Origin of the sequence: Wolbachia endosymbiont (group B) of Eupithecia inturbata (assembly GCF_964030915.1) — a bacterium.
Classification (GTDB): domain Bacteria; phylum Pseudomonadota; class Alphaproteobacteria; order Rickettsiales; family Anaplasmataceae; genus Wolbachia.
In genome coordinates this window covers 121877-147770 of record NZ_OZ034987.1, presented here as the reverse complement: position 1 = coordinate 147770, position 25894 = coordinate 121877, and the positions used below count along the sequence as shown (strand labels likewise).

Below are 25894 nucleotides of genomic sequence, written 5' to 3'. Positions count from 1 at the left end.
ACCTTATGATGGTGTTATTCAAGTAGCCTCTATCCAAGTGCCCCTTTGGTGTCATCAGAGTAGCTGACACTGGGATGGCTTTGTTGCATAGCACCTTAAGCAGTGATGGTTTACGACAAATTTATGTAATGATTTCAAATTTAGCCATACCAATACCAGTGAATTTGTTGAGCAAATAGCACTTAATTAGTAATTCTTTTTCACGATTTACTTCAGATTTATTCCTAAACAAATACTTGCTTCAACCTTGAGAAAAATCCTTCTATATAAGATCTTTTCCCATAATGTACTTCCTTTTTCCACTCTTTTACACCATCTTGTCCATATAATTTTATTAACCTAATAGCAGCATTTCTGTCAGACATATAATCTATTTTTGAATGTTCTGCTGCATCCTTTTTTGGTAGAACTTTTGTCTTTATATCGTATTTCTTACACAATTTATAAAGTTTTTGCCTATCGTATGCCCTATCTGCATATAATGCTTTTATTTTGTGCTGAAAATTAACTTCTTCAAGCAAATCGCAAGTGGTCAGAGTAGACGCCATTACTGTATCTTGCAGCTATAGCTTTTTTACTATTCACACTTAACATAACATGTAACTTTCTTACTTGCTCGTAGCTTCGGTACTTTCTATCTGCACTGTTTTCCTTACTGTGGCCAGGAGTGTTACTGTAAATTTGTGCTATCTATGATAATTTCAATATTTTCCATGTTGCTTTTATCAATCCTGCAATCATTTATCTTAATATTAAGTTTTTTTTGATGCTTGTGAATAGCTGCAAATCTCTTCCTATTTGTTGCAAATACCCTTTTATAAACCCGACTGTTTGTCTTAAACCAATTCTAAAGAAACTGACGATTATATGCACTAAAATCACAACTTTATCACTATAAATATAGTTGCCGCCCTGCATTTTTGGACTATTTTCATACCAATTTTCGATAGCTTCATCGATGTAACAAAAAATATTCCCCCTTTTTTCAAGGAATTTGTTATATTCGTTTTGGTTACTGACTTTCATTTTCTGTGGCATATTTTTTCTTCAACAGTTAAATGGCTGTTTTATAATGAATTTTGTCAGTAACTGCCAGTTCTTTTCACTTGAGCGATGCAACAAAGCCCACTGGGATCCAACTAAGTTGGTAAACACTTTACAATCCAACTAAGTTGGTAAACACTTTACAATCAACTATGTTTTTTAAAAAATTTTTTATTTGTGTAATTCTGTAACTTTGTTCAATCATGTGGACAATAAAAACCCGTGTGTCATAGAAATAAAATTTTATATCAAACAGCTGCCATAATAATTTCTGTTTAGCTAATGAATATGTGCTTTAAGTCTGTGTAGACGCACATATTCATTAGCCAATTTCAGTCACCGTTGTGAGAGTATGCAAATTAATTGCTTCTTTAAGTCTTGCATTAGCAATTACTATGATTTTCCGCATTAGAGCTGTTATAGCTACCATTTTCTTCTTACCACTTTCAACAAGCTTAGAATAAAAGGCACCAAGTACAGATTTGGACCTTGCAGCAGACATGGCAGCTGTAAAAAGCTTTTTACGGACATTACTTCTACCACCTATAATCCTTCGATAACCAACAGCTTTACCACTTTCCCTAGGATGAGGTGCAACTCCAGCAAGACTTGCTACTTCCCTTCTGTTTAAGTAACCAAGCTCCGGTATTAAACACAGAAAATCTTGTGATAACTTTTTACCTATTCCAGGAACTGTTTTAAGGATTTTTTGATGTTCTTGTAACTCATGACTTTCATCAATGATTCTTTGTATAGTATTATTTAGTTCATCTATTTGGCCATTAAAAAATTCAATAGTTTTTTGACAACTTTCTCTTATATGGTCGTTTTCAGGTGCTTCCAGTCTACATTTTTCCTGAGTTCTCATTTGCGTGATGTCATCACGACGTTGACAAAGTGCAACTAAGGTTGATTGTTTTTCAGAAGTAGGTACAAATAGAGAGAGAGTTCTATGGCGTTCAAATCCATATTGAGCAAGAGCTCTTGCATCTGATTTATCGGATTTTGCTAAAGTTCCGTGAGATAAAATAAAACTTTTTACTTTACGGGTATTAGCTCGATGTACGGTGATATTCTTGTCAATAAGAAAATGTGACAAACCAAGCTCATATTTTCCTGTATTTTCTAAAGTCACTAAAGAATTAGGTAAGATATCTGAGAACTTTTGACACAATTGTTGCCAACCAGAAGTATTATTGTCAAATTCAACAGCATTCTTCTGCTTGTGAACTGCAACAACATTCTTGAATTTTCCGATGTCAATACCAATAAAATTTTGATAAGATCTAACCATTATAACCTCGATAGTTTTATTAATTTAAGATTGTAAACGGGTGCATATATATGTCCCACACAACTATTCAAACGTATCGAGAGATGGGCTAGTGTACCTTGATGGAAACGGTTGTAATACCAACTTTTTTTCGGTCGCACACGCCCGTGATAGCTCTATTCCTATAGTGAGTAGGGCTATCTTTCCCTCTTATCTCTTTTATATCACATTTTTAACTTACAATCTTTTATTAATTCCTTTATGGCCATTAATTGCTCTTTGTTTTGAAGCATTTTTACCATTTTTAGATTATTAGAAAGATTGTTTTTAGTTTCATCTTCTCCAATTCCTTCTCGCTTTTGTGCCGTATCAATTTCTATAATACGCCCAGACAAGTCATTTTTGAACTTATCAAAATTACTCTCTCTTGCTTGAATCGTAGGTAATTTATCGATCACATTTTTCACAAAACTTTTCACTTCTTTTCCCGATTCAACTATACCCTGGACTGCTTTACTGGTACCCTTACCTACGCTCTCTTTTATCTCACTTCTATTCTGATATATAGCATAACCAATAGCAGCTATAGCAACTAGTGCCATAAATCCTACAAATGCTGCTCCGCCAACAATTAATGCACCAGTCACTCCCCCTATTGCTAATGTACCTGCTAGTGCACCTGTTAGTGTTGTAACTGCTGCTCCACTTATTACCCCCTGAGCTAACAGTTGGTTACCTAAAGCTTCAAGCTTTTCCTCCATTACTCGATTTTTACCAACTTGCTCAGCTAGTTTTTTGAATTTCTCTTCTTCTGATAATCCTTTTGACATAGCTGCCAAAAATTCTTCGCTTTTCCTACTACTTAATAAAAGAATTACGCTTCCCTCTTCAGTTAAATCTAGATCTTTTAAATCTTTATTTTTATCCAGAAAATTTTTTGCTTCTTCTTGTAACTTTTTACTTCCCTGAATAATTTCAAGTACACCTTGTGTAAGATACTCACTGTTGCCAGTATCTACTTCACCACCTTGTACCATATTCAATTCCTATAAATTATAAACATGCCTAATTATATATACTAATTATTAATTATATTATAATTGACATAAAATAATTACTCCTTTCCAAATATGGAATTTGTATTACAATACCTAGATTATATGAAATCAAGGTATTTTATGGGTGAGAAAAAATTAAGAGCCGCTGTGGTTTTATCAGGATGCGGCCACCTCGACGGCACAGAGGTGAGAGAAGCGGTCTTAACTCTGCTTGTGCTTGATCAGCAGGAAGTTGAAGTCACGTGCTTTGCTCCTGATGTTGATATCACACAAGTTATGAATCACAAAACAAAAGAAGCAGTAAAAGAAAAAAGGAATGTACTTGTAGAATCAGCAAGAATTGCAAGAGGTGAGATAAATGATTTAAGAGAAGCTAAAGCTGAAAATTTTGACATGCTAGTCGTACCTGGTGGATATGGAGTTGCGAAAAATTTATCTGACTTAGCTGAAAATAAAACAGTAATGCCTGAGTTTGAAAGATTAGTCTCAGAGTTCTTTGTTGCAAAAAAGCCAATAGGAACTATATGTATATCTCCAGCCATTATTGTTTTAATTTTAAGTAGCAAGATAGGTAAAGAAGAAAGTAAGATTAAGGTAACTATAGGAAACGACAAAGACCAGTTGATAGAGAAGCTCGGCGGCGAACATATAACATGCGATACAAAGCTATCAATAGAAGACGAAAAGCATAATATATTTTCCTGCTCTGCTTATATGCGTAGTGATGAAAGTACACACTCTGTATATCAAGGAATAAAACACATGATTGACAGTATGGTGAAAAAAATTAATAAAAAAACCAAACAACCATTTCTCTAAAGTGTAGTTTCTTATACAATTAATTATGTTATACTTCCAGTTGCATTATTGCTGTAGCCAAAGTAATCTATAGTTGCTTATTAATGATGAATTGTATTTAGTATATAAATTTAGTTCTTTTTTTTATAGATTTAAATATGTTAGATCTTTTTTATATTAAAAGTGAGTGTTGTATAGATGGTCAGTGTGATACTTATGCAGGAGAAGTGAGTATTAATGATGTCATGTTGGGCAAGTTTAGTCTAAATTCATACAGTGGAAAAAAAGCTATAATAAATCTAGACATCGTTACATTCGATATCCATATTGCCATGGATGACCAAGATGGAAGGACAATAACAAGAGACCTCAAGGGTCCTGAATTTGTAATTAAAGATGACGGTTCCTGGTATATTAATAAGAATCTTGGTAATGATAAATTTGAAATTATAGTAAAGCAGTCATGATATGAAACATAGTGAGCGGAGCTTACTTTTTAGCAATGTTTACATACTTACTTGATTTGAAAAAAAATGGAGATTATCTTAGCTGAACCACGCGGTTTCTGTGCAGGGGTTAAAAGAGCTGTAGACATATTAGCAATCACTTTAGAGAAATACAAAAATGAACGCCAAGTTTATGTACTACACGAAATCGTTCATAATAAGTATATAGTAGAGGACTTCAAGAAACAAGGAGTGGTTTTTGTAAGCAGCATAGAAGACATTAAAGACAATAGAGGAATATTGATCTTTAGCGCACATGGAGTGTCGAAAAGTATAGAGGATGAGGCAAAAAGAAAGGGTGTTCAAGTGATTGATGCAACATGTCCATTAGTTAGCAAAGTACATAAAGAGGCAAAAAGGTATGAGGATAGTGGTAAAGAATTAATTCTAATTGGACATGAAAATCATCCAGAAGTTAAAGGAATTATAGGAAGAGTAAGTAATCCTATATCTCTAGTGCAAACTATGCAAGACGTATACAATTTACAAATCAAAGATCCAGATAATTTATCTTATGTAACACAAACCACGTTAAGTATTGACGATACCAAAGAAATTATTGCTACACTGAAGCTCAGATTTCCAAGCATTACAGGCCCCGACTTAAAAGATATATGCTATGCAACACAAAATAGGCAGAACGCTGTTAAAAAATTGGCTAAAATTACAGACGTAGTGTTAATTGTAGGAAGCAAAAACAGTTCAAATTCAAACCGTTTATTAGACCTGTGTATTTCCAGAGGAAAAAGAGCCTATTTGATTGATAATTATAAATGTATGAACAAAAATTGGTTGCAGGGCGCAGAAAAAATAGGAATTACTGCAGGTGCTTCTGCTCCTGATATATTAGTTGATGAGCTAGTAAATTACTTAAAAATAAATATGAATACAAAAGTTTCAGTCATGCCAGATGGATTCACTGAAAATGTTCAGTTCAAGTATACTAAATGGTAATGTGCAACAACGTGCGTCAAATCAAGTCTTTAGCTCAATTCAATTTTCAGTCTGTTGGAGAATAAAATATCAAGCTGAGATATAATTAATCCTCGTTTGTCAGGTTAAGTTGTGTCTAGCACAAATATAAAAAACCTTCATCATACAAAAGGGTTAATATTACTACTAATTTTATCAAAAACTTATAATATAAGTAATATTGTCATCTAATGTTTAATGAATTTCAATAAATTACCTTTTTAATTCTAGATGAGTATACACTTTGTTAATATGTTTGGGTCAAAACCCAAAAGTAAGTTTATGCTTTCTATAGGAAAAGAAGGCACAATGTTACTATATTTTAAAAATGATACTTTAAATAAAAGATATTTTGCTAAGGACAAAAATAATAAAGTTGTTTCTGACTTAATTTCATGTCTCTCATCAGATAAAAAAGCACCCTTATATCTGGTTCTCAATCACACTGATCAGAACTATTTGCTACAGTCTATCCCAAGAGTAAATAGGATTAGTGCTTATCTATCAGCAAAAACAAAAGTAGAGCATTTTGCTCATAATAACGATATAAATTCTATTCTCTTGGTCGAAAAGCCGAATAAATTTAATCAAAACTGGTGGTATCTATTTGTTTCATCAAAAGCAAATCATTTAATAGAATATTGGTTGGACGTGTTTGTTGAAATAGGCTCTAACTTTAAAGGAATATTAATGTTTCCTATAGAACTAGTCAGTATAGCAAAAAAGATTCTACACAAAGATCCTAGTAACTGGAAAATTATAGTTGCTGCAACTAAAACAGGTGGCTATAGACAAGTGGTTCTTAAAGAGAACAAAATGATATTTACACGTTTAATACCATTTACTAATGATAATTTACCAGGAATCATTGCTGGTGAAATATATCAGGAAGTGAAAAATACAATTCAATCTTTAACTAAGTTTGGATTTGAAAAAAATGACCCTATCGACCTTTGCATCATAGTATCAGAAGCTATTAAATCTAGTTTATCAGTTATAAATTTTTCAGAGAATAGTGTGAACATATTGACTCCATATGAGCTAGGTAAACTATTGGGAGCAGAATTAGCTATATGCGAAAAAGATAGCTTTTGTGATACTACAATTTTGTTCCATAGCTTTAAGAATAAGCCAACAGATGTTTTTAATACAAAAGAAACTAAAGAATTTTATCTATTCAATTACCTTTATTTAAACTCTCCTCGGATTTTTCTATACCTCCTTTTGACTTTAATTGTAATTAACACCTTTTGTTTGCGGAATTTGTATTCGAATTTTAATATTGCTGATAATTTATCTGCAAAGCGGAGTGCTTTAAATAACAAACTAATAAAACTTAGCCAAAGCTATAATGTAAAAAAGATAGATGAAGTTTACGATTTTATTAATATCAATAATATTTTATCAAAAATAGAGTACTCTCCTCTCACACAAGTTAAGTATGTAGAAAAGCTAAAAGTACCAGATGTAGAGCTTCAATTATTTGAGTGGAATTATAATGAGGCAAAAAGTTATATTACCACAACTTTAAGGTTTAATTTTCAATCTGGTAAAGACATTTCTTATCAATACGAGAAACTACAGAAAAATTTAAACGATAATTTCCGTACTCATGATATTAGTATTTCTAGCTTACCTACTACTAAAGAGAAAAATCTATCTATTGATGTTGAAATAGGAGAGGCAATGTAGATTGATGACTATCTCTCAACTAAAAAGAAAAGCTACAATTCAGTGCATATATTACTTATTGTTATCTATTGTATTAATAGGGTTATCAACGTGTTTTATTATCTATAACAAAAAGGTTTATAATAAAAATCAAACTGCAGCTGAGGAAATACGCTCTATTAATTTACAGATCATTGAAATTCAAAAGAAAGAAGTCGTTCTAAATAAAAACCTAGATTTATGGAAAAGAATTTCTTCTTCAAACTTACATAGTAGCAGATACATTACAAATTTAAATTTTGAGCTTAACAAGCTATATAAAAAACACTACATGTTAGAACCTGAAATATCAATTTCTATACCTGAAGAAGCTGAACTCCACAATAAAAGTGAACATACAAAAGTAATAAGAAGTGAAGTGGTTCTAAGTTTAAGCTCAATTAGCGATAAGCATATTTTTTTATTTCTACAGTCTATTCCAAATCTTCCTGGTTATGTTATGATCAGATCTCTTACCTTGAATAAGCAGAGAAATATAGATGCTAAAGTTATAAACCAGATTTTAAGTGGTAATATGATAGAGATAGTGAGAGCTAGTATAGTTTTTGATTGGTATACCATATTAAGTAGATGAATATAAAGTTGTTTTTTATTTTTACGCTGCTATTTTTTAATTTTAGTGCATATTGCAATTGCGAAGATCTTGTAGAAAATATAGGGATTTGTAAAAAATATTCTTGCCAACAGCATATTAGTAATGAAGATTTTATTGAGCATAAAATATTAGGGTTAAATAGTGAAAATTTATGTGTATATATAGAAAGACAAGGCAATGATGAAATGGTCTGTCATCATTCTAATGATGGAATGATTATAGAAAAGAAGTACTTAAAAAGTATTTTAAAAGTTGGAAATCAAGAAATAAATGACTTCATTGATATAGCAAATTTGCGTGCGAAGGAGTGTTTTTTTATCAACAATTATTATATAGATCGAGACGATATAATAAAAGAGGCAGCAGAGAGTACTTTATCGCAATATGGTAGCATAAAAAGCATTTTTTTTGATGAAGAGCAGGTTAATAGAATAGTTAGTGAGATGGAAAAGTTTAACTTACAGTCTTCAGTAGTTACAGAGGAAGAAAATTTCAATTGTAAAGTAGTCAGTTTAGATTCAATTTTATACTTTTCCCCCGATACATGGAAAATATGGGTAAATGGAAAGTTGTTTATAAATACTAAGGATTTAAAAGTGCACTCAGTAACTGAAAATTATGTAACTTTTTCATGGGCTGTAAACCAAAAGATAACAAAAGAACGGATAAGCAATTCTAAAAATGTACATTTTGGACATGGAGGTATTATGTTTACGCTTTATCCAGAACAAAAATTTGATTTAGATAGTTTATCTATTAAATAATCTAATACATCTGCGCTTGTAGCTCAGTTGGATAGAGCGTTGCCCTCCGGAGGCAAAGGTCGTGGGTTCGAATCCCTCCAAGCGCGTTTTTAATTAAATTTGACAATAATACTCTCACATAAGATAATAAAGAGATTTATTTTAAAGCATAATTATGTCTAGTGGTACTATAAATAAAGTCATATTAGTTGGTAATTTAGGAAAAGATCCTGAAATTAGGACTACACAAAATGGAAAAGAGATGGCAAGTTTTTCGATAGCCACATCTGAAAGTTGGACTGACAAATTTTCTGGTACGCGCTCTGAAAAGACAGAATGGCATAATATTGTAATTTTTAGTGAAGGATTAGTAAAAATTGTTAAGGATTTTGCGCGCAAAGGTAGTAAAGTTTACGTTGAAGGTTCTCTGAGAACTAGAAAATGGACTGACCAAAATGGTAGCGAAAGGTATACGACAGAGGTGGTGCTATATAACTTTAATAGTGCCCTTACCCTTTTAGATTCACGAAACAGTATGTCAAACTCTGATTACAAGCCAAGTGAATACAAACAAAATGAAACAGAACAAAAAGATAAACACGGAAGTTTTGACAACGATATAAAAGACGAACTAATCGATGATGAAATACCATTTTAATAACTTCAATTGAAATCTACATTTTTATGGACTGCTTGTGTTACTCCTTTTAATTGCAGTGGAGATAGTATAGATTACCAAAGCTTGCAGCGTTTACTAACAATGCAAGCTGAAGCTGAAAATGGTGTAGTGTTGCTAGGTAGCACAGGTGAAAGCTTATCACTTACTGATTCTGAAAAGCGCACATTAGTTGAATTTGTATGTGAGCTAAAATTAAATACGAAAATTATAATTGGTGTACCAGGAGTGAATCTATATCAGACTCTTGAATGGCTTGATTTTTGCAAGGGTATGCCTATTCATGGCTATCTAATGACAACTCCCATTTATGCAAAGCCTGGAATCATGGGGCAAACTTTATGGTTTGAAAAGCTGCTTGAAAAAGCACATGTGCCAGCCATGCTTTACAATATTCCATCAAGAGCAGGAGTGAGTCTTCACGCTGAAACTGTACGCAACTTATCCAGCCACGAAAAATTTTGGGCTATCAAAGATTCAAGTGGCACCGTTGATACTTTAACTCAGTATAAGAAAGTTGCACCAAATATTGAGGTCTTTTGCGGAGATGATAATATGATACCCGATATGGCTGCTAAGGGTGCGGCTGGTCTGGTTTCTGTTGCTGCCAATGTTTGGCCACGTGTAGTACATGAATATGTTAAGCAATGCATGAGTGGCGAGAACCCTCAGGCAGACAGTTGGCAACAAGCTTGCAAAACTCTATTTACTGCCAGCAATCCAATACCTACTAAAGCACTCTTGCATGACATTGGGCTTATAGAACACAAAACTGTTCGTCTACCACTAAGCACAGAAGACTTGCCTTCTATTGAAACATTGAGGCAAGCTAATAAAATGATTCTTGGATGGAAAAATCAACTAGCTATGCAGGATTAGGACTTGAGCGGATAATTCAATTATACTTAACATGAAAAAAATGAGCTAAATCCTCTTCAAAAACTTCTATCTATCGTTTCTTAAAATACTTCCCTGCACGTATACCCACCAACAATTTTCACATCACTATCAACTGAGCTACCTGGCTGTTTATTTCCTTCTGGAAAAAAGCACTCAATTGCTTTATCAATTAAGAAACTTAAAGAAATATAAGGAATCATACTCACTACAAAAGTTAAAGCACCTATAGCTGCTGGTGATGTAAAACCAAGAGCAACTAGTCCTGCTCCAACTCCAAAAGAAACACCAATACTACTGATAGTATGTACATAATTTTTAATTTTATATTCAGCGCTGTTGCTATATTCTCTCAAAATTTGTTCATGTTCTTTGGACATGCCTTCTGGTATATCGTTGAGATGGTGCGACCTGAAAGTCTTCGGTCATATTGTTTAAAAGGAGAGGAATTCATTCAGAAAGAAACTGAAAGGATTCTAAAACTTATTAAACCAGATGTTTTGCCGTCTGAGTCTACGCATCAGTGCGAATCGGGCAACCTGACCTTACCCAGAAAAAGTAGACAGAAAGTTAAGACGTTTTTGCTATGAGAATGATGAATCAAAAAGCTCAGGAATGCAATAGTTAATAGTAGAATGTCTACGCTGTTTATTATAAAAAATTTCTATATATTCAAATATTGCGGTTTTAGCTTGTTGTGCAGAGTGTTGTGAAGTATCAATGAGTAACTCTCTCTTAAGTGAACTAAAAAAGCTCTCTGAAACAGCATTATCATAACAACAACCTTTGTGACTCATACTAGAAGTAATATTTTTTGTACTTAGTAAAAATTGATAATTTTTAGAGGTGTATTGCGATCCTTGATCGCTATGAAATAGTAGATTTTTAGCAGATTTGCGCCTACCAATAGCCATGAATAACGCATCTATAACTAATTGCCTATTTACTGCATTACTCATTGACCAGCCAATCACCATGCGTGAATATAAATCTATTATTGCTGCCAAATATAACCATCCTTCATTAGTTTTTATGTACGTAATATCAGTTACCCATATCTTGTTAGGTTGATCAGCGATGAAATTCTGATTTAATATGTTAGGAGTTATAACTCTATTGTCTATTTGTGGTTTTTTACTTTTAAACTTTCGTCTAAGCTTAGCTTGAATGCCATTTTTCTGCATAACATTTTGCACTGTTTTGATGTTATAATTTTTACCTAAAGCCTTTAATTCAGCGTGAATTTTAGGAGCTCCGTATCTGCATTGTGATGCTCGATATACCTTCTGAATATCTTGTATGAGCTCTTCTCTTATTGATTTTTTGTTGTTTTTTTCCTTAGTAATCCATTTATAATAACCACAAGCAGATACGTTCAAAAATCTGCATAATTCCCGTATTTTATAGCAGTTTTCATGTTCTTTTATAAAAGAATATTTTACTCTTTTTGGTTTGCAAAATATCCCAGGGCTTTTTTTAAAATGTCTCTTTCCCTCGTTACTCTTGCCAGCTCTTTCTTTAAATCAAACTTTTCTTTGTCACAATGAGCTACTTTCCCTTTTCCTGGAAACGCATCTACTCCAGACATTCTATCATTGTATGTTTTTACCCATCTGCTTAATGAATCACCGCTAATACCCAAATCTCTTGCTATTTTTGCTGATGATTGACCTGTTTCTTTTACTAGTCTTATAGCTTCAATTTTGAATTCTGCTGTATATTCTTTTCTTTTTGTCATACCACACCTCTTTGAAAAAACGTTTTATTTTACTTCAAAAACGTCTTAACTTTCTGTCTACTTTTTCTGGGTAAGGTCAATATCGAGGATTAATAGCAATTGCGTTTGCTGCTTCGGTGATACTCATAGTGGAGCCAGAAGCAATCTTAAAGCCAGGTTTTCAAATGTCATTTTCTGCTGTTTTGGCACTAGTTGCCAGCTATCAGATCAATGCTAATAAGTTATTCAAAATAAAAATAATAAAATATTTTGTGTCGATAATGATCAGCTCAATAATAGCAAGTTTAGCAACTGTTCCGTACACAATATACAATTTTAACTATTTTTCAATCAGTGGCATTATCACAAATTTGATTGCTATACCAATAGTTACACTCATTATTATTCCACTTGGAATAATATATGTTTTATTGATTCCTTTAGGTACTCAGTGGATTATAACGCCTCTCATGGAACGCCCAATTGACAGCGTTTTATATATAACAAACGCAATTGCCAGTCTTCAGTATTTGGTTATTCCTATTCGCACTTTTCCTGCCTCATTAATTATTATAATAACGCTTGGGCTATTATGGTTATGCTTGTGGGAAAGGAATTGGCGTTTCTTTGGAATTTTCTTTATTGTGCTAGGTATTTTCTCTAGCGCTATGTATACAACTCCTGACATTCTAGTCAGTGCTGATAATCTTGCTGTAAAAGAAGATGACAATTTACTATATTCCCTTACTAGAAAAAACAGAAATTTTGTTGTCAAAACGTGGGCAAAGCAAAACGGGCAGAATCAAATTGTGAATCATACTAAATTCAGTAATTCAAACAAAAGGCTAAAATGTAATGATTATGACTGTACATATAATAAAGGAAATAATAAGTCAGTGTTGCTAGCTCATAAAAGAGAAGATATTTTAGAAAATTGTAACAATGTCGATCTAGTAATTCAGTTAAGCAAGTTTAACTATCCAGCTTGCAATACTAAAATCATCAAATACTCTGACTTAGAGGCATATGGCACACACTCTGTTTGGCTAGCAAATAGTGGCATAAAGGTTAGCAAAGTCCGTTCTAATCGTCCTTGGCATAAGCCAAAAACTTGTTTTTAAAGTATCATTTATATATAATTACTTAATTAGGATGCAAGGAAATTTATGCCTTTAGATACAACAAATCCTTTCAATGTTAAAGTAGATCATAATTTTGCCAAAATAGATGATGCTATTGGTTTTTTTCCTAGGTTATGGCGTGCAACAAAGAAATATTCTGTAAGTAACACTCTACCCATAGCGATTGTAAATATTTGGCTTCAATTTTCTTTGGCTTATGTAGCTGCAATAATAATAACCCATAATGATCTAAGGTTTATTACAGATATTTTTAACCCAACATTCATGCCAATTTACACTTTGGTTTCTATTATTCTTTTAACAACTTTTGTAGCCTCTTCTGCTATGAGATATATGCATAAGCAGGAGATAAAAGAAGGAGAAAAGTTGATAGAGGAATTAATAAATAATAAAATTAGAGGTGGCAAAGACAACGAGATGAGTGAAATCGCTGAAAATGCTCTGAAAATAGAGATAAAACCAAATTTAAGTCTTATAGATTCCAAAAAAGCAAACTTTTCAATAGTTTTGCCAATTTCTGAAAATCAGAAAAAAATATTAGATAATCAAATACAAGAGAATAAAAATAAGGCCATTTTTCTTACCATACCATATGTAATTAGTGCTGTAATTATAGTTGGTGCGTTAATACAAAATAGATTGAGCTTTGCCAATATTCAGGCTTTGGAATGGGTTCCAGTTGTACTGGCTAGTATCATTGCTATCGTTGGAATATGTATAACATTCAGCAAGCTAAAAACCAATGAGATAAACAATAATCATAATATTATTAAAAAATTTAATAATTTAGATATTCTCTTTCCATGCAGAAGAGGTGGTTTTGTATCGGTAATGGAAAAAAAGACAAAAGATGAGGAAGAAAATGATCCAATATCTCGATTAATAAAATTACTAGATAAGCACTTGACTAATTTTACAGATAAAATTGTTGACTCATTTGATAAGCGCTTAGATGAAGCTAAAGATCTACTTGATAGCAAACTTCTAAAACCTGCAAATGATGAAATTCAAGAAACACTTGTTCATCTACAAGGAATTAGAGGAGACATCAAAAAAGATTTAGATAAGTTGCGTAAGGAAATGATGGTCATTTTAAGCGAAGCTAAAGAGCTGGCAAAAAGAACAAATTCACTAAAAATTGAAAGCATTTTTTCTAGTTTAGAGAATACTATTAAAATCGCTGAAGATAAGGTTGAGCGATTTGAACCAAGCAGATTAGTTGGCTTTTTTCAATCTGGAGAAAGAACAATTAGCGATGATCGTGAGTTCATAGATACATTGGAAAAACAAAAAGAAGAAGCGGAAAAGATAAAGAACGAATTAGAAGAAGAACTAAAAAAAGTAAAAGATGAGCTAGCAGAATTAAAGAATAAACAGACTCAATCAAATGAACCTAATAGCAGTGAAGGCAGTATTACTGCTACTTCTCTTGAAAAACAGCGAGATGAAGAGAAAAAAGCAATAGAAAAACATAGATTATTAAAATCAAAAAAAAGGATGAAAGAGCTGGAGCAAGAAAATGCAAAATTGGAAAAAGAATTATCTGAACAAGAAAAAATGGATGAATGGAGAAAAAAAGTTAACGGTAAAGCAAGTGACTTTCTATATTATTTATTAGAGTCTATTAAGCTAGAAGAAAAAGATAAAAAAGAAGAAAAGAGGGAGTTAACGCTACGGGATTTTGATAATAAAATAATAATTTACTGGAAAGATGGCTCTCAAACAATTTGCCATATTAAAAAACAAGACGGTCTTCAAATTCAACCTAGTACAAAAGTTGATTTTGTGAATCCAGATGTTCATGCAGCATTCAAAGTAGCTTGCGCAGGGTAGTGACCATAGATATAACCTTAAATGTTAATAGTGACGAAAAAAAATTAAGGCTAGATACTTACATAGCTAAAAAGTGTAACATATCACGCAGTAAAGCACAAAGATTGATACAAGATGAGCGGGTAACATTACTTGGCACGCCGATAATTAATAATGACCACATAGTAAAACCAGGTGAAGAGTATATAGTACATCTCGTTCAACCTGACATATCCACATCAATTGAACCTAACTATAATATAAAGCTTGATATCATCTACGAAGATGGGGACATTATAGTTCTGAGTAAACAAAGTAGATTAACAGTACACCCAGGTGCTGGAACAAACAATGATACACTCCTGAATGCAGTGATCGCTCACCTTGGCAAAATTCCATATATAAATACAAGACCAGGAATTGTTCACAGGCTTGATAAAGATACTAGTGGACTCATGGTAATTGCAAAAAATGAACAATCCCACAGCTTCTTGTCTGAACTGCTATCAAATCGTAAAATAAAACGGGAATACTTAGCAGTAATTTGGGGAGCATTACCTAATCTGCAAGGAACAGTAAAAACCCATATTGCTCCAAAACGCAGTAATAAAGAAATGATGTGTGTCACAAAAACAGCAGGTAAATTAGCAATCACTCATTATTCAGTGAAGAAAATTATAGGGCAAGCAAGCCTGGTTAAATGTACTTTAGAGACAGGCAGAACACACCAAATTCGAGTACACATGAGCCACATAGGACATTCTGTAGTTGGTGATCAAGTTTACGGAAAAAATAGTAGTAAAAGTGAAAAACATGCTAAAAACTCTGACTTTATCCGTAATTTCAATAGACAGGCACTACATGCTCACACGCTAGGCTTATATCATCCAAAAAATAAAGAATATATAGAATTTGTTTCTGATTTACCACAAGACATGCAAGTCTTAATCGGTGAATTTGAAAAGGGAATGTTCAAAAAAGTGTGTCAAACCGAGAAATAAAAATAAAATAGAAACAAAAAATAGAGGTTTGATATATGAGTTACAAAATAGAAAATGGAACGACTGGCCTGGTAGATTACAAAGAGCTGGAAGCAAATATACTGTCATCAATAAGGGAAGGTAAACCATTGATGGGGAGAGATGGAGCATTAACACCATTTGTAAAAAGGCTGCTGGAAGCAAGTCTAGAAGGTGAAATAGAGCATCATTTATCCAATGAAAGAGAAGAAAAGAATCGAAGAAACGGAAAGAATGGCAAAACTTTGAAGACGAGTATTTGAACTATTGACACCAAGAGATAGAGAGGGAAGTTTCGAACCACAGATAGTGAAAAAAAGGCAAACAAGCTTACATCCAGAACTTGAAACAAAGGTCTTGAACATGTTTGCAAGCGGTGTGGGATACAGGGATATAGCATCCTATGTGGAAGAAATCTATGACCATAAAATATCTGCAGCAGAGATATCTGGAATTACAGATAAATTACTGCCTATAATCAATGAATGGAGGAGTCGTCCCCTACAATCAGTATACCCGATAGTATTTATGGATGGGATGTTTTTTAAGGTCAAAGAGAATGGACATTGCATAAGTAAATGCATGTACAATATATTAGGAATAGACCAAAATGGCAGAAAAGAAGTACTGGGTTTTTACTTAGCAGAAAGTGAGGGAGCTAACTTCTGGCTAGGCGTATTAAATGACTTAAAAGAGAGAGGAGTAGAAGACATTTTGATAGCTTGTGTTGACGGTCTGAAAAGCTTCCCTACAGCTATAAATAGCGTATTTCCCAATGCTGAGGTACAGTTATGCATTGTGCACCAAATAAGAAATTCACTAAAATACGTATCCAGCAAAGATATAAAAGTTTTTATGAATGATTTGAAAAAAATATACCGTGCTACAAGTAGAGAAATCGCCGAAAATTATTTACTTGAACTGGAGGAAAAATGGGGTGAAAAATATCCTTTAGTCATAAAATCGTGGCAAAACAATTGGGAAAATTTGTCTAGTTATTTTAAGTATTCTGGCCCTGTTAGAAGGCTAATTTATACCACCAATCCAATTGAGGGGTTGCACAGACAAATCAGAAAATTTACTAAAACCAAAGGTTCATTTACCAGTACAAATGCCTTGTACAAATTGGTATATTGTGCTATAAAAAAGATAGAGCAAAAATGGGCTATGGCTTTGCCTAATTGGGCTCTAACTATATCTCAACTTGATATCTTTTTTCCTGATAGGTTAAAAATTGAGTTGAACTAAAAATTCGCTTTGACACACTTTTTTGAACATTCCCTGAATGAATAATATCACGCAACGTTCCATCCTTAATTTTCCTGTATTCCCTCACTAGCCTTGATATTTCTTTACTACTTGTATCGCTATGGAAGGCCTTATCATGTAAATCCTCAGAGGCTTTTGTAAAAAAATATGACATATCAACTGACAAAGCTTCTGCCAAATTATACAACCTATCAAATATAAGCCTTACTTCTCCAGTTTCATATCCTTGTATATGCTGGAATGAAATTCCAAGCTTTTTTCCTAAGTCTCTTTGGCTAAAACCACACATTAGCCTTCTTTTCCTTATCCTTTCACCTATTTGTTTATCAATAGGATGTTGCATACCCATTTTTTAAAGCAATACTAACTCTTATTGTAACTTTGAGAAAAAGATTTTACTAACATATAAACTACACTACGCAACCTTTTGCTCTTAATTTCATTATATCCTTTGACTAACTTTAACACCTCTTCATCGTAAGCTTCATGTGAGTCAGCGTGCATATCAGTGAAAAAGTTAGCAACATCTATCGATAGGGCTTTTGCTAAGTCATATAGTCTACTGGCTAAAATGTAATTCGAATCATTTTCGTACCTTTGTATCTGTCTATATGAAACACCTATTCTTTTTCCTAATTCAGTTTGTGTCAAACCACAGTATAACCTAAGTTCCTTTATTTTTTTGCCTAATTCCACCTTTCATTGCTAATTTTATTTGTTCAAGCTTACAGCGAATTTCTTAATTCATAAAGTGGAAAAAAAAGAAGGAAAGCTAGAGAACTTTCCTTCCGGGTTACAGATTACAATAAGCCACTGTCATAAAAACTAAAGTGGCTCTTCTGTGTTACGATTATATGATCTATCAATTTCATTCCTACATTTTCGCAGGTTGCAGCTAATGTGAGTGTGTTATCCTCATCCTCCTTTGATGGTTCTATATCTCCGCTTGGATGATTATGTGAAATTGCAACAGATGCTGCATCAATCAGTAATCCCTGTTTTATTATTTCTCTCACATACAGAGGCACTCTGTCTATAGTTCCACAGTCTTGAATATACTCATATATTAAATGACCACCTCGATCTAAGTATACCACTCGTAAGCTTTCCTTTCTTGACTGCCCTATTGCTGCTTTAAAGTATTTTAGTAGCTCTTCTCTATTATCAAGAATCGACAGCTTTTTTAACTTACCTTTCAATATCCTATCAAAAATCTCTTTCAGACAAAAGATACTTGCTATTGCTCCATCGTTCATTCCTGTAACATTTTTTAGCTCGTGAAGATCAGCATTAATTACCCTTCCTAAACTACTAAAGAGCTCCATTAGCTTTTTGGCAACTTCTCTTCCTTCTGTGTATGCAGATAGATTACGTTCCAGTAGCTCATGGTCAAGCAAAGACCTACCTCTGCTTGATAGAATACGAGTTTCTAATTTCTCTTTTCTCTCACTATTATTCATAAAAACCTCCAAGATCAACATTATATACAAATTCAACGCCAGCTTTCTGACGCAGGAGTTCTCGAGGAATAACCCTTTTGAACTCTAAATTTGCAATGTTGTCCTTGTTGTTTTTACAACAGATTTACTACAATCCGAACTCCGCATTGATTTTATCGACTATCTCCTGTGGTGGATCATCTCCCCATCCTGAATATAAAATCTCTCCATAATCTGCAACATCTATAGAGCCAGTTCTACTTTTTGCCAGAAACATTTCTCTTTTATCTTTATCAACTAATACATAGTGCCAAGCTGATCTTCCTCGATCTTTACCACGAACTAGATATATGAGATCTGATCTACTTCTTCTTGTTGCATCAGCAAAGGATCTTTCGTTGATAGTTCTGCTTTTACTCTTTATGCCGCCACTTTCAGAAAAAGCTTCCTTGGCTTCAGCTTTTTTGTTTGCCAATTCAGAAATTTTTCCTTTTGCTCCTAGTGCATGTTCTTTGGTATTTTGAGATGAATACTTACTGGAAAAACCTCCTCTTGTCTCATTAGAGGTCCTATTTGTAAAACGCTTAGTAAACGAGTTATCGTTATCATTTTCTGCCATAAAAGTCTCCAAATTTTAGATTGTAGAATCCAAATTTTTACTACACCCTATCATAGGTTAGTTAAATTAATATAAATGAAGGATAATATAGTAATTATTACAGGAATTACAGCCTCAGGTAAATCAGAATTATGCGATAACTTGATAAAAAAGTATAAAAACATTAGCATAATAAACTGTGACTCAAAGCAGGTATACAAAGAGATTCCCGTAATTACTGCTCAACCACCAAAGCAGAAAGAATTTTATAGGCTATACGGTTATGTTTCAGCAAGAGAAAATTATTCCGTAGGTTTATGGCTAGAGGATTTAAAGAGGGAAGTTAACAACGCGCTGAAAAATTCACGAATACCCATCATCACTGGAGGAAGTGGGCTTTACATTAGCAGCTTAATCAAGGGATTATCATCGATTCCACAAATAAGCCAGGAAGTGAGAGAAAACGTAAATGAACTTAGGAAAAATTTAAGTAAAGAGGAATTCTACAAATTAGTGCTAAGCAAAGATCCAAGGATTCAAGGTAAAATATTTATTAATGACTCACATCGCCTCTCAAGAGCACTTGAAGTTATCACTGAAACTGGCAAGACAATCTTTGTATGGCAAGAAAATAGACAGCCTCCTTTGTTCAATAATTTTAAGGTATATACAATTCTACCTAAACGTGAGGATATATACCGAAAAATAAATTCTCGTTTTATTGAAATGGTTGAAAATGGAGCAATTGATGAAATAAAAAACCTACTTAGCATGAACCCATCTCCACATTTGCCAGCTATGAAAGCACATGGAGTACCAGAAATTATAAGATACTTAAAAGGGGAGATTACTTTAGACGAAGCAATACAGATTGCTCAAACAAACACAAGGCATTATGCAAAACGCCAGTACACTTGGTTTAAAAATCAATTTCCGAATTCTCAAGTGATTGACTGTGCAAATAAATTGACAGAATTTTAGATATTTTGGGAATGTTCAAAAAAGTGTGTCAAACCGAGAAATAAAAATAAAATAGAAACAAAAAATAGAGGTTTGATATATGAGTTACAAAATAGAAAATGGAACGACTGGCCTGGTAGATTACAAAGAGCTGGAAGCAAATATACTGTCATCAATAAGGGAAGGTAAACCATTGATGGGGAGAGATGGAGCATTAACACCATTTGTAAAAAGGCTGCTGGAAGCAAGTCTAGAAGGTGAAATAGAGCATCATTTATCCAATGAAAGAGAAGAAAAGAATCGAAGAAACGGAAAGAATGGCAAAACTTTGAAGACGAGTATTTGAACTATTGACACCAAGAGATAGAGAGGGAAGTTTCGAACCACAGATAGTGAAAAAAAGGCAAACAAGCTTACATCCAGAACTTGAAACAAAGGTCTTGAACATGTTTGCAAGCGGTGTGGGATACAGGGATATAGCATCCTATGTGGAAGAAATCTATGACCATAAAATATCTGCAGCAGAGATATCTGGAATTACAGATAAATTACTGCCTATAATCAATGAATGGAGGAGTCGTCCCCTACAATCAGTATACCCGATAGTATTTATGGATGGGATGTTTTTTAAGGTCAAAGAGAATGGACATTGCATAAGTAAATGCATGTACAATATATTAGGAATAGACCAAAATGGCAGAAAAGAAGTACTGGGTTTTTACTTAGCAGAAAGTGAGGGAGCTAACTTCTGGCTAGGCGTATTAAATGACTTAAAAGAGAGAGGAGTAGAAGACATTTTGATAGCTTGTGTTGACGGTCTGAAAAGCTTCCCTACAGCTATAAATAGCGTATTTCCCAATGCTGAGGTACAGTTATGCATTGTGCACCAAATAAGAAATTCACTAAAATACGTATCCAGCAAAGATATAAAAGTTTTTATGAATGATTTGAAAAAAATATACCGTGCTACAAGTAGAGAAATCGCCGAAAATTATTTACTTGAACTGGAGGAAAAATGGGGTGAAAAATATCCTTTAGTCATAAAATCGTGGCAAAACAATTGGGAAAATTTGTCTAGTTATTTTAAGTATTCTGGCCCTGTTAGAAGGCTAATTTATACCACCAATCCAATTGAGGGGTTGCACAGACAAATCAGAAAATTTACTAAAACCAAAGGTTCATTTACCAGTACAAATGCCTTGTACAAATTGGTATATTGTGCTATAAAAAAGATAGAGCAAAAATGGGCTATGGCTTTGCCTAATTGGGCTCTAACTATATCTCAACTTGATATCTTTTTTCCTGATAGGTTAAAAATTGAGTTGAACTAAAAATTCGCTTTGACACACTTTTTTGAACATTCCCTTTGAAAATATATCTTAACAACATTCATATCAATATTATCATCCATGTTATCAAGAAGTTAATTAATGAGAGAAAAACTGCTGCACTACCTAGATCTTTCACTTTTTTTGAAAGTATATGTTGTTCACTGGAAATACGCTCAATTATTGTTTCAAAAGCAGTGTTAATAATTTCTATAATTAACACCAAAAATAGGCTACTTACCATTACTGCACGTTCTAAATTACTTACATCTAAAACAAACAAAGTTGAAACACATATTATAAAAAGCAGTAACTCCTGTCTGAACGCAACTTCTGATACAAAAGCTGATTTTATTCCTTCACAGGAGTATTGAATTGCTTTTATTAGACGAGTAATGCTTTTCTTCATTATCAATTTTGGAAACTCAATGAATTACACTTATTGCACTCAGGTAAAAAATGCATGAAAACACCTTTCAGTCGTGATCACTTACAAAGATTTTTAAGTTAAAGTCTAGCATATTGTTTGAATCAAGAAAATTAGTACAAAGCCTTTCAACAAACGCTCAAGGCAGTTATATATTGATACTGACACAAAAATCCTTTAATTAAATTTCTCTCTCCTTAGCTTACACGATCCTCATTTTGAAATAAGTAATAATTTATTATAGTCTTGATATTTAAATATTTTGTATCTGCTGTAATGATTTCACTTCCAATTTGCTATTCTTTACATATTGAATTGCAAGCGCTAACGCTTTACTCCCAGAAGCTGTGGTGCTATAAGCTATATTTTGCAAAATAGCAGTTCTCCTGATATCTTTGCTATCTGAGACTGATTTCACACCTTTTGAAGTATTGATTACTAGATTTATTTTTCCATCTTTGAGCATATCAACTATGTGGGGTCTGCCTTCTCTCACTTTATTTACAGCTTTTGCAGCAATGCCGTTATTGTTCAGATGCAAAGCTGTGCCTTTGGTGGCATATATTTCAAAACTCAGTTCTTTCAACATTAGTACAACAGGCAATATATACTCTTTATCATCATCTTTTACTGAAACCAGAGCTGTTCCTTCTGTTGGTAACTTGTATCCTGCAGCCATGTGCACTTTTGCAAGTGCAGCTCCGAAAGATAAGTCAATTCCCATCACTTCTCCTGTTGATTTCATTTCAGGACCAAGTAAAGTGTCAATTCCCGAAAAACGCGTAAATGGAAAAACAGCAGCTTTAACTGCAAAATGATTGAAAGGCTTGTTTTCCTGATTCAATTTTTTACCCAAAATAACCTGAGTGGCAAGCTTTGCAATAGGAATATTGATTACCTTGGAAATAAAAGGAACTGTACGGCTAGCCCTTAAATTCACTTCAAGTATGTATACATCACTCTCTTGAACAGCAAACTGAATGTTTATCAGACCTTTCACTTTTAATGCTAATGCTATTCTCTCAGTTTGGAGCTCGATCTCTTTTATTACTTCGTCACTCAATGTATTTGTCGGTATTGAACATGTTGAATCGCCAGAGTGGATACCAGCTTCTTCAATATGCTCCATAACCGCTGCAATGAAAACTCTTTCCCCATCACATACAGCATCAACGTCAACCTCAACTGCATTGACTAAAAATTTATCAAGAAGCAGCGAACCATGCTCAAAGATTTTAGTGTGATTCAGGACGTACTCTTTGAAGCTATCAATATCATGCAAAATTGACATAGACTGACCACCAAGGACATAGGATGGCCTCACTACTAATGGAAACCCCACCTTTTCTGCGTTGATTAACGCTTCTTCCACTGAATGACAGATAGAATTTTCAGGTTGTTTTAAATTAAGTTGCAAAGCAAGATTTTTAAATCTCATGCGATCTTCTGCAAGGTCAATAGAATCAAAAGATGTACCCAAGATATTAAAACCTCTTTCGTTCAGCACTTTGGCTAATTTTAAAGGCGTTTGACCACCTATTTGAACTATTACACCAACTAGTGTGCCATTTTCTTGCTCTTTACTTAGTATTTCAAGCACATCCTCTGCAATGAGTGGTGCAAAATATAAACGATCAGCGGTATCATAATCAGTTGAAACGGTTTCGGGATTGCAGTTAATCATTATTGTTTCGTATCCCATTTCTTTGGTGGCAGAAACTGCATGAACGCATGCATAATCAAACTCAATACCTTGACCAATGCGATTTGGACCACTTCCTAAAATGACAACCTTTTCTCGGTCAGAAATGTCCGCTTCGCATTCTGTCCTGTTTGTAATGTCTCCCTCATAACATCCATACATATAAGCAGTGCTCGATTCAAATTCAGCTGCACAGGTATCTACACGTTTATAAACTGGATTAACACCAAATTTTTTCCTCATTGCTTCAATTTGCTCTGATGTCATTCCAGTGCGTGACACTGGAATCCACCTATTTTTTTCTTGGATCCCAGCTGGGATGACAGAGGTAGGTCTATTACTTAACTTTGCGAGCCTTGCATCTGAGAAGCCCATTTTTTTCAGCTCTAATATTTCATATGCAGTTTCAGGAAGGCCGTTTTCCTTGATTTTTTGTTCAGCTAATATAATTTGCTGTATATTTTGCAAAAACCATAAATCATAACCTGTAATCGAATTTATTTCTTCTATGCTAATTCCGTGGCGCATTGCGTCAGCAGCAATCAGTAATCTGTTTGGCAGCAATTTTGCTAACTGAGATTTAATATCTGTGTCTTCAGAAAACACTTCATCAAGTCCCGTGAGCCCTGTTTCAAGTGAGCGAAAAGCTTTCTGCAGTGACTCATTAAAAGTACGGCCGATTGACATCACTTCTCCCACTGATTTCATGGAGGTTGATAATTCACAATTTGTCCCCTTAAATTTCTCAAACTCAAATCGAGGAATTTTAGTGACGATATAATCAATCACTGGTTCGAATGCTGCTGGTATTATTGGAGCACAGTCGTTACGTATTTCATCGAGCGAATAGCCAATAGCAAGTTTAGTGACAACTTTTGCAATAGGATAGCCTGTTGCTTTTGAGGCAAGTGCAGAAGAGCGAGAAACCCTTGGATTCATTTCAATTACAACGAGGCTTCCATCTTCTTTAGGATTCACTGCAAACTGAACATTTGCACCACCGGCACTAACATCAATTTCCCTCAGCACTGCTATAGATGCATTTCTCATTTGTTGATATTCAGCATCACGCAGAGTCAAAGCAGGAGCAACTGTGATACTATCTCCGGTGTGCACTCCCATTGGATCAACATTTTCTATTGAACACACTATTATACAGTTATCCTTGCAGTCACGGATAACTTCCATTTCATATTCCTTCCAGCCGATAATTGATTCATCTATCTGAACTTCATTTATTGGTGAAATTTTTAGAGCACTTTCTGTGATATTGAAAAACTCCTCTTTATTGTATGCTATGCCACTACCTGCGCCACCAAGAGTGAATGATGAACGGATGATTGCTGGTAATCCAATGTAATCCAAAGCCTTTTTTATTTGTTCTTGATTTTTTATAATGATACTTTTGGGGTATTTTAGCCCTATTTTATCCATGGATTGGCGAAATAATTCTCTATCTTCCGCTTTTTTTATTGCTTCTCTATTTACCCCTATTAATTCTACGTTGTATTTGTCTAACACTCCATCATCTGCAAGTTTTATTGCACAATTAAGTGCTGTTTGCCCTCCCATTGTTGGTAATATTGCGTCTGGCCTCTCCTTAATTATAATTTTTTCTATGATTTCAGGTAGTACCGGCTCAATATAAGTTGCATCAGAGAATTCAGGATCTGTCATTATAGTTGCGGGGTTGGAGTTAACCAAAATGACTTTATAACCTTCACTTTTTAATACTTTACAGCTTTGCGTTCCAGAATAATCAAACTCGCATGCCTGACCTATAACTATTGGGCCTGCTCCTATTACTAATATAGATTCTATATCTGTGCGTTTTGGCATAATTACAATAACGATCTCTATTCAAGTAATGTTACCAATCTTTCCTGTATATGTGAATTTTTATTAAACCTATTAGCTAACTACTTTTAGGCTTGACGCATAACTGTACGAACATTGCAATTTGCGTGGCAGATTCCAGTGCTTGACACACAGCTGTACAAACATTCATTTTTGAAGGTAAATTGCACAGCAAATGATGTCATTCAAGTAGCTGACACTGGTTCCTTTATGACGGCAGTGCCCAGAGGTGTCATCCCAGTCTGGGATCCAGAAAACTTAACTTTAAATAAGTGGCCGCACAATAAAGACTAGATTCCAGTGTCAAACACTGGAATGACACCATAGAGGC

20 protein-coding genes, 1 tRNA gene and 5 pseudogenes are annotated in these 25894 nt (G+C 33.8%); 15 read left to right on the top strand and 11 right to left on the bottom strand.

The features are described from left to right. Positions 1-121: 121 nt before the first annotated feature. The 3 genes and pseudogenes from ACQH21_RS00675 to ACQH21_RS00665 form a co-directional block, all read right to left on the bottom strand. Positions 122-1038, bottom strand: a pseudogene (locus ACQH21_RS00675) (IS5 family transposase). A 328-nt stretch (positions 1039-1366) separates the two neighbouring features. Next, positions 1367-2338 carry an IS110 family transposase gene (locus ACQH21_RS00670; RefSeq protein ID WP_425384015.1) on the bottom strand — a complete coding sequence of 324 codons (972 nt, stop codon included), beginning with the start codon at positions 2336-2338 and terminating at the stop codon, positions 1367-1369. Between the two features lie 203 nt (positions 2339-2541). Further along, positions 2542-3354 carry a hypothetical protein gene (locus ACQH21_RS00665; RefSeq protein ID WP_425384281.1) on the bottom strand — a complete coding sequence of 271 codons (813 nt, stop codon included), beginning with the start codon at positions 3352-3354 and terminating at the stop codon, positions 2542-2544. Positions 3355-3495: 141 nt separating this feature from the next. Here ACQH21_RS00665 and elbB point away from each other — a divergent pair, with 141 nt between their 5' ends. From elbB to dapA, 9 genes are all read left to right on the top strand, one after another. After that, positions 3496-4194, top strand: coding sequence for an isoprenoid biosynthesis glyoxalase ElbB (elbB, locus tag ACQH21_RS00660; protein WP_425384280.1), 699 nt, complete (start codon positions 3496-3498; stop codon positions 4192-4194). A gap of 137 nt (positions 4195-4331) precedes the next feature. Further along, positions 4332-4640 carry a hypothetical protein gene (locus ACQH21_RS00655; RefSeq protein WP_425384279.1) on the top strand — a complete coding sequence of 103 codons (309 nt, stop codon included), beginning with the start codon at positions 4332-4334 and terminating at the stop codon, positions 4638-4640. Positions 4641-4706: 66 nt separating this feature from the next. Next, on the top strand, positions 4707-5633 hold the full coding sequence (gene ispH / locus ACQH21_RS00650) for a 4-hydroxy-3-methylbut-2-enyl diphosphate reductase (RefSeq protein ID WP_213863831.1): 927 nt from the start codon (positions 4707-4709) through the stop codon (positions 5631-5633). A gap of 270 nt (positions 5634-5903) precedes the next feature. Then, the gene (locus ACQH21_RS00645; protein WP_010406997.1) at positions 5904-7343 is read left to right on the top strand and encodes a hypothetical protein; all 1440 of its coding nucleotides are present in this window, start codon (positions 5904-5906) and stop codon (positions 7341-7343) included. 4 nt (positions 7344-7347) lie between these two features. Beyond that, complete coding sequence (locus ACQH21_RS00640) at positions 7348-7956, top strand: hypothetical protein (RefSeq protein ID WP_010406999.1); 609 nt, start codon at positions 7348-7350, stop codon at positions 7954-7956. Further along, positions 7953-8741 (top strand): hypothetical protein, encoded by a 789-nt coding sequence (locus tag ACQH21_RS00635; RefSeq protein WP_264376093.1) that lies wholly within the window; start codon positions 7953-7955, stop codon positions 8739-8741. Before ACQH21_RS00640 ends, ACQH21_RS00635 begins: the two co-directional genes overlap by 4 nt. A 12-nt stretch (positions 8742-8753) precedes the next feature. After that, positions 8754-8827, top strand: a tRNA-Arg gene (locus tag ACQH21_RS00630). Between the two features lie 68 nt (positions 8828-8895). After that, entirely contained in the window at positions 8896-9378 is a 483-nt protein-coding gene (gene ssb / locus ACQH21_RS00625; RefSeq protein ID WP_006014313.1) for a single-stranded DNA-binding protein, read from the top strand. Between the two features lie 9 nt (positions 9379-9387). Beyond that, positions 9388-10275, top strand: a complete 888-nt coding sequence (gene dapA / locus ACQH21_RS00620) for a 4-hydroxy-tetrahydrodipicolinate synthase (protein ID WP_264376660.1) — start codon at positions 9388-9390, stop codon at positions 10273-10275. Positions 10276-10355: 80 nt separating this feature from the next. Here dapA and ACQH21_RS00615 read toward each other — a convergent pair whose 3' ends face one another. Both ACQH21_RS00615 and ACQH21_RS00610 read right to left on the bottom strand, forming a co-directional pair. Further along, the gene (locus ACQH21_RS00615; protein WP_425384278.1) at positions 10356-10673 is read right to left on the bottom strand and encodes a hypothetical protein; all 318 of its coding nucleotides are present in this window, start codon (positions 10671-10673) and stop codon (positions 10356-10358) included. 204 nt (positions 10674-10877) lie between these two features. Then, a pseudogene (locus ACQH21_RS00610) lies at positions 10878-12031 on the bottom strand (IS3 family transposase). Positions 12032-12108: 77 nt separating this feature from the next. Here ACQH21_RS00610 and ACQH21_RS00605 point away from each other — a divergent pair. The 4 genes and pseudogenes from ACQH21_RS00605 to ACQH21_RS00590 form a co-directional block, all read left to right on the top strand. After that, positions 12109-13131: pseudogene (locus ACQH21_RS00605) on the top strand (ComEC/Rec2 family competence protein); the annotation flags it as partial. A 45-nt stretch (positions 13132-13176) separates the two neighbouring features. Further along, positions 13177-14985 carry a coiled-coil domain-containing protein gene (locus ACQH21_RS00600; RefSeq protein WP_353281594.1) on the top strand — a complete coding sequence of 603 codons (1809 nt, stop codon included), beginning with the start codon at positions 13177-13179 and terminating at the stop codon, positions 14983-14985. Next, positions 14985-15965 carry an RluA family pseudouridine synthase gene (locus ACQH21_RS00595; RefSeq protein WP_425384277.1) on the top strand — a complete coding sequence of 327 codons (981 nt, stop codon included), beginning with the start codon at positions 14985-14987 and terminating at the stop codon, positions 15963-15965. The genes ACQH21_RS00600 and ACQH21_RS00595 overlap by 1 nt, the downstream gene beginning before the upstream one ends. 35 nt (positions 15966-16000) lie before the next feature. Further along, positions 16001-17231 (top strand): annotated as a pseudogene (locus ACQH21_RS00590) (IS256 family transposase). Here ACQH21_RS00590 and ACQH21_RS00585 read toward each other — a convergent pair. The 4 genes from ACQH21_RS00585 to ACQH21_RS00570 all read right to left on the bottom strand — a co-directional run bounded on the left by ACQH21_RS00585 (position 17176) and on the right by ACQH21_RS00570 (position 19310). Continuing rightward, a complete protein-coding gene (locus ACQH21_RS00585) occupies positions 17176-17601 on the bottom strand; it encodes a helix-turn-helix domain-containing protein (protein WP_425384276.1) in 426 nt (141 codons plus the stop codon). The pseudogene ACQH21_RS00590 and the gene ACQH21_RS00585 sit on opposite strands and share 56 nt — an antisense overlap. 14 nt (positions 17602-17615) lie before the next feature. Then, positions 17616-17903, bottom strand: coding sequence for a helix-turn-helix domain-containing protein (locus ACQH21_RS00580; protein WP_425384275.1), 288 nt, complete (start codon positions 17901-17903; stop codon positions 17616-17618). Between the two features lie 149 nt (positions 17904-18052). Continuing rightward, on the bottom strand, positions 18053-18712 hold the full coding sequence (locus ACQH21_RS00575; protein WP_425384274.1) for a JAB domain-containing protein: 660 nt from the start codon (positions 18710-18712) through the stop codon (positions 18053-18055). Between the two features lie 127 nt (positions 18713-18839). Further along, entirely contained in the window at positions 18840-19310 is a 471-nt protein-coding gene (locus ACQH21_RS00570) for a hypothetical protein (RefSeq protein ID WP_127464170.1), read from the bottom strand. A gap of 75 nt (positions 19311-19385) precedes the next feature. Between ACQH21_RS00570 and miaA the strand changes: the two genes are divergently transcribed. Continuing rightward, a complete protein-coding gene (gene miaA / locus ACQH21_RS00565) occupies positions 19386-20270 on the top strand; it encodes a tRNA (adenosine(37)-N6)-dimethylallyltransferase MiaA (protein ID WP_264337026.1) in 885 nt (294 codons plus the stop codon). A gap of 79 nt (positions 20271-20349) precedes the next feature. Beyond that, positions 20350-21580 (top strand): annotated as a pseudogene (locus tag ACQH21_RS00560) (IS256 family transposase). 58 nt (positions 21581-21638) lie between these two features. Here the strand turns inward: ACQH21_RS00560 and ACQH21_RS00555 are convergent. Then, entirely contained in the window at positions 21639-21986 is a 348-nt protein-coding gene (locus ACQH21_RS00555; RefSeq protein ID WP_425384273.1) for a diacylglycerol kinase, read from the bottom strand. Positions 21987-22257: 271 nt separating this feature from the next. Next, positions 22258-25545 carry a carbamoyl-phosphate synthase large subunit gene (gene carB, locus ACQH21_RS00550; RefSeq protein ID WP_425384272.1) on the bottom strand — a complete coding sequence of 1096 codons (3288 nt, stop codon included), beginning with the start codon at positions 25543-25545 and terminating at the stop codon, positions 22258-22260. Between the last annotated feature and the right edge of the window lie 349 nt (positions 25546-25894).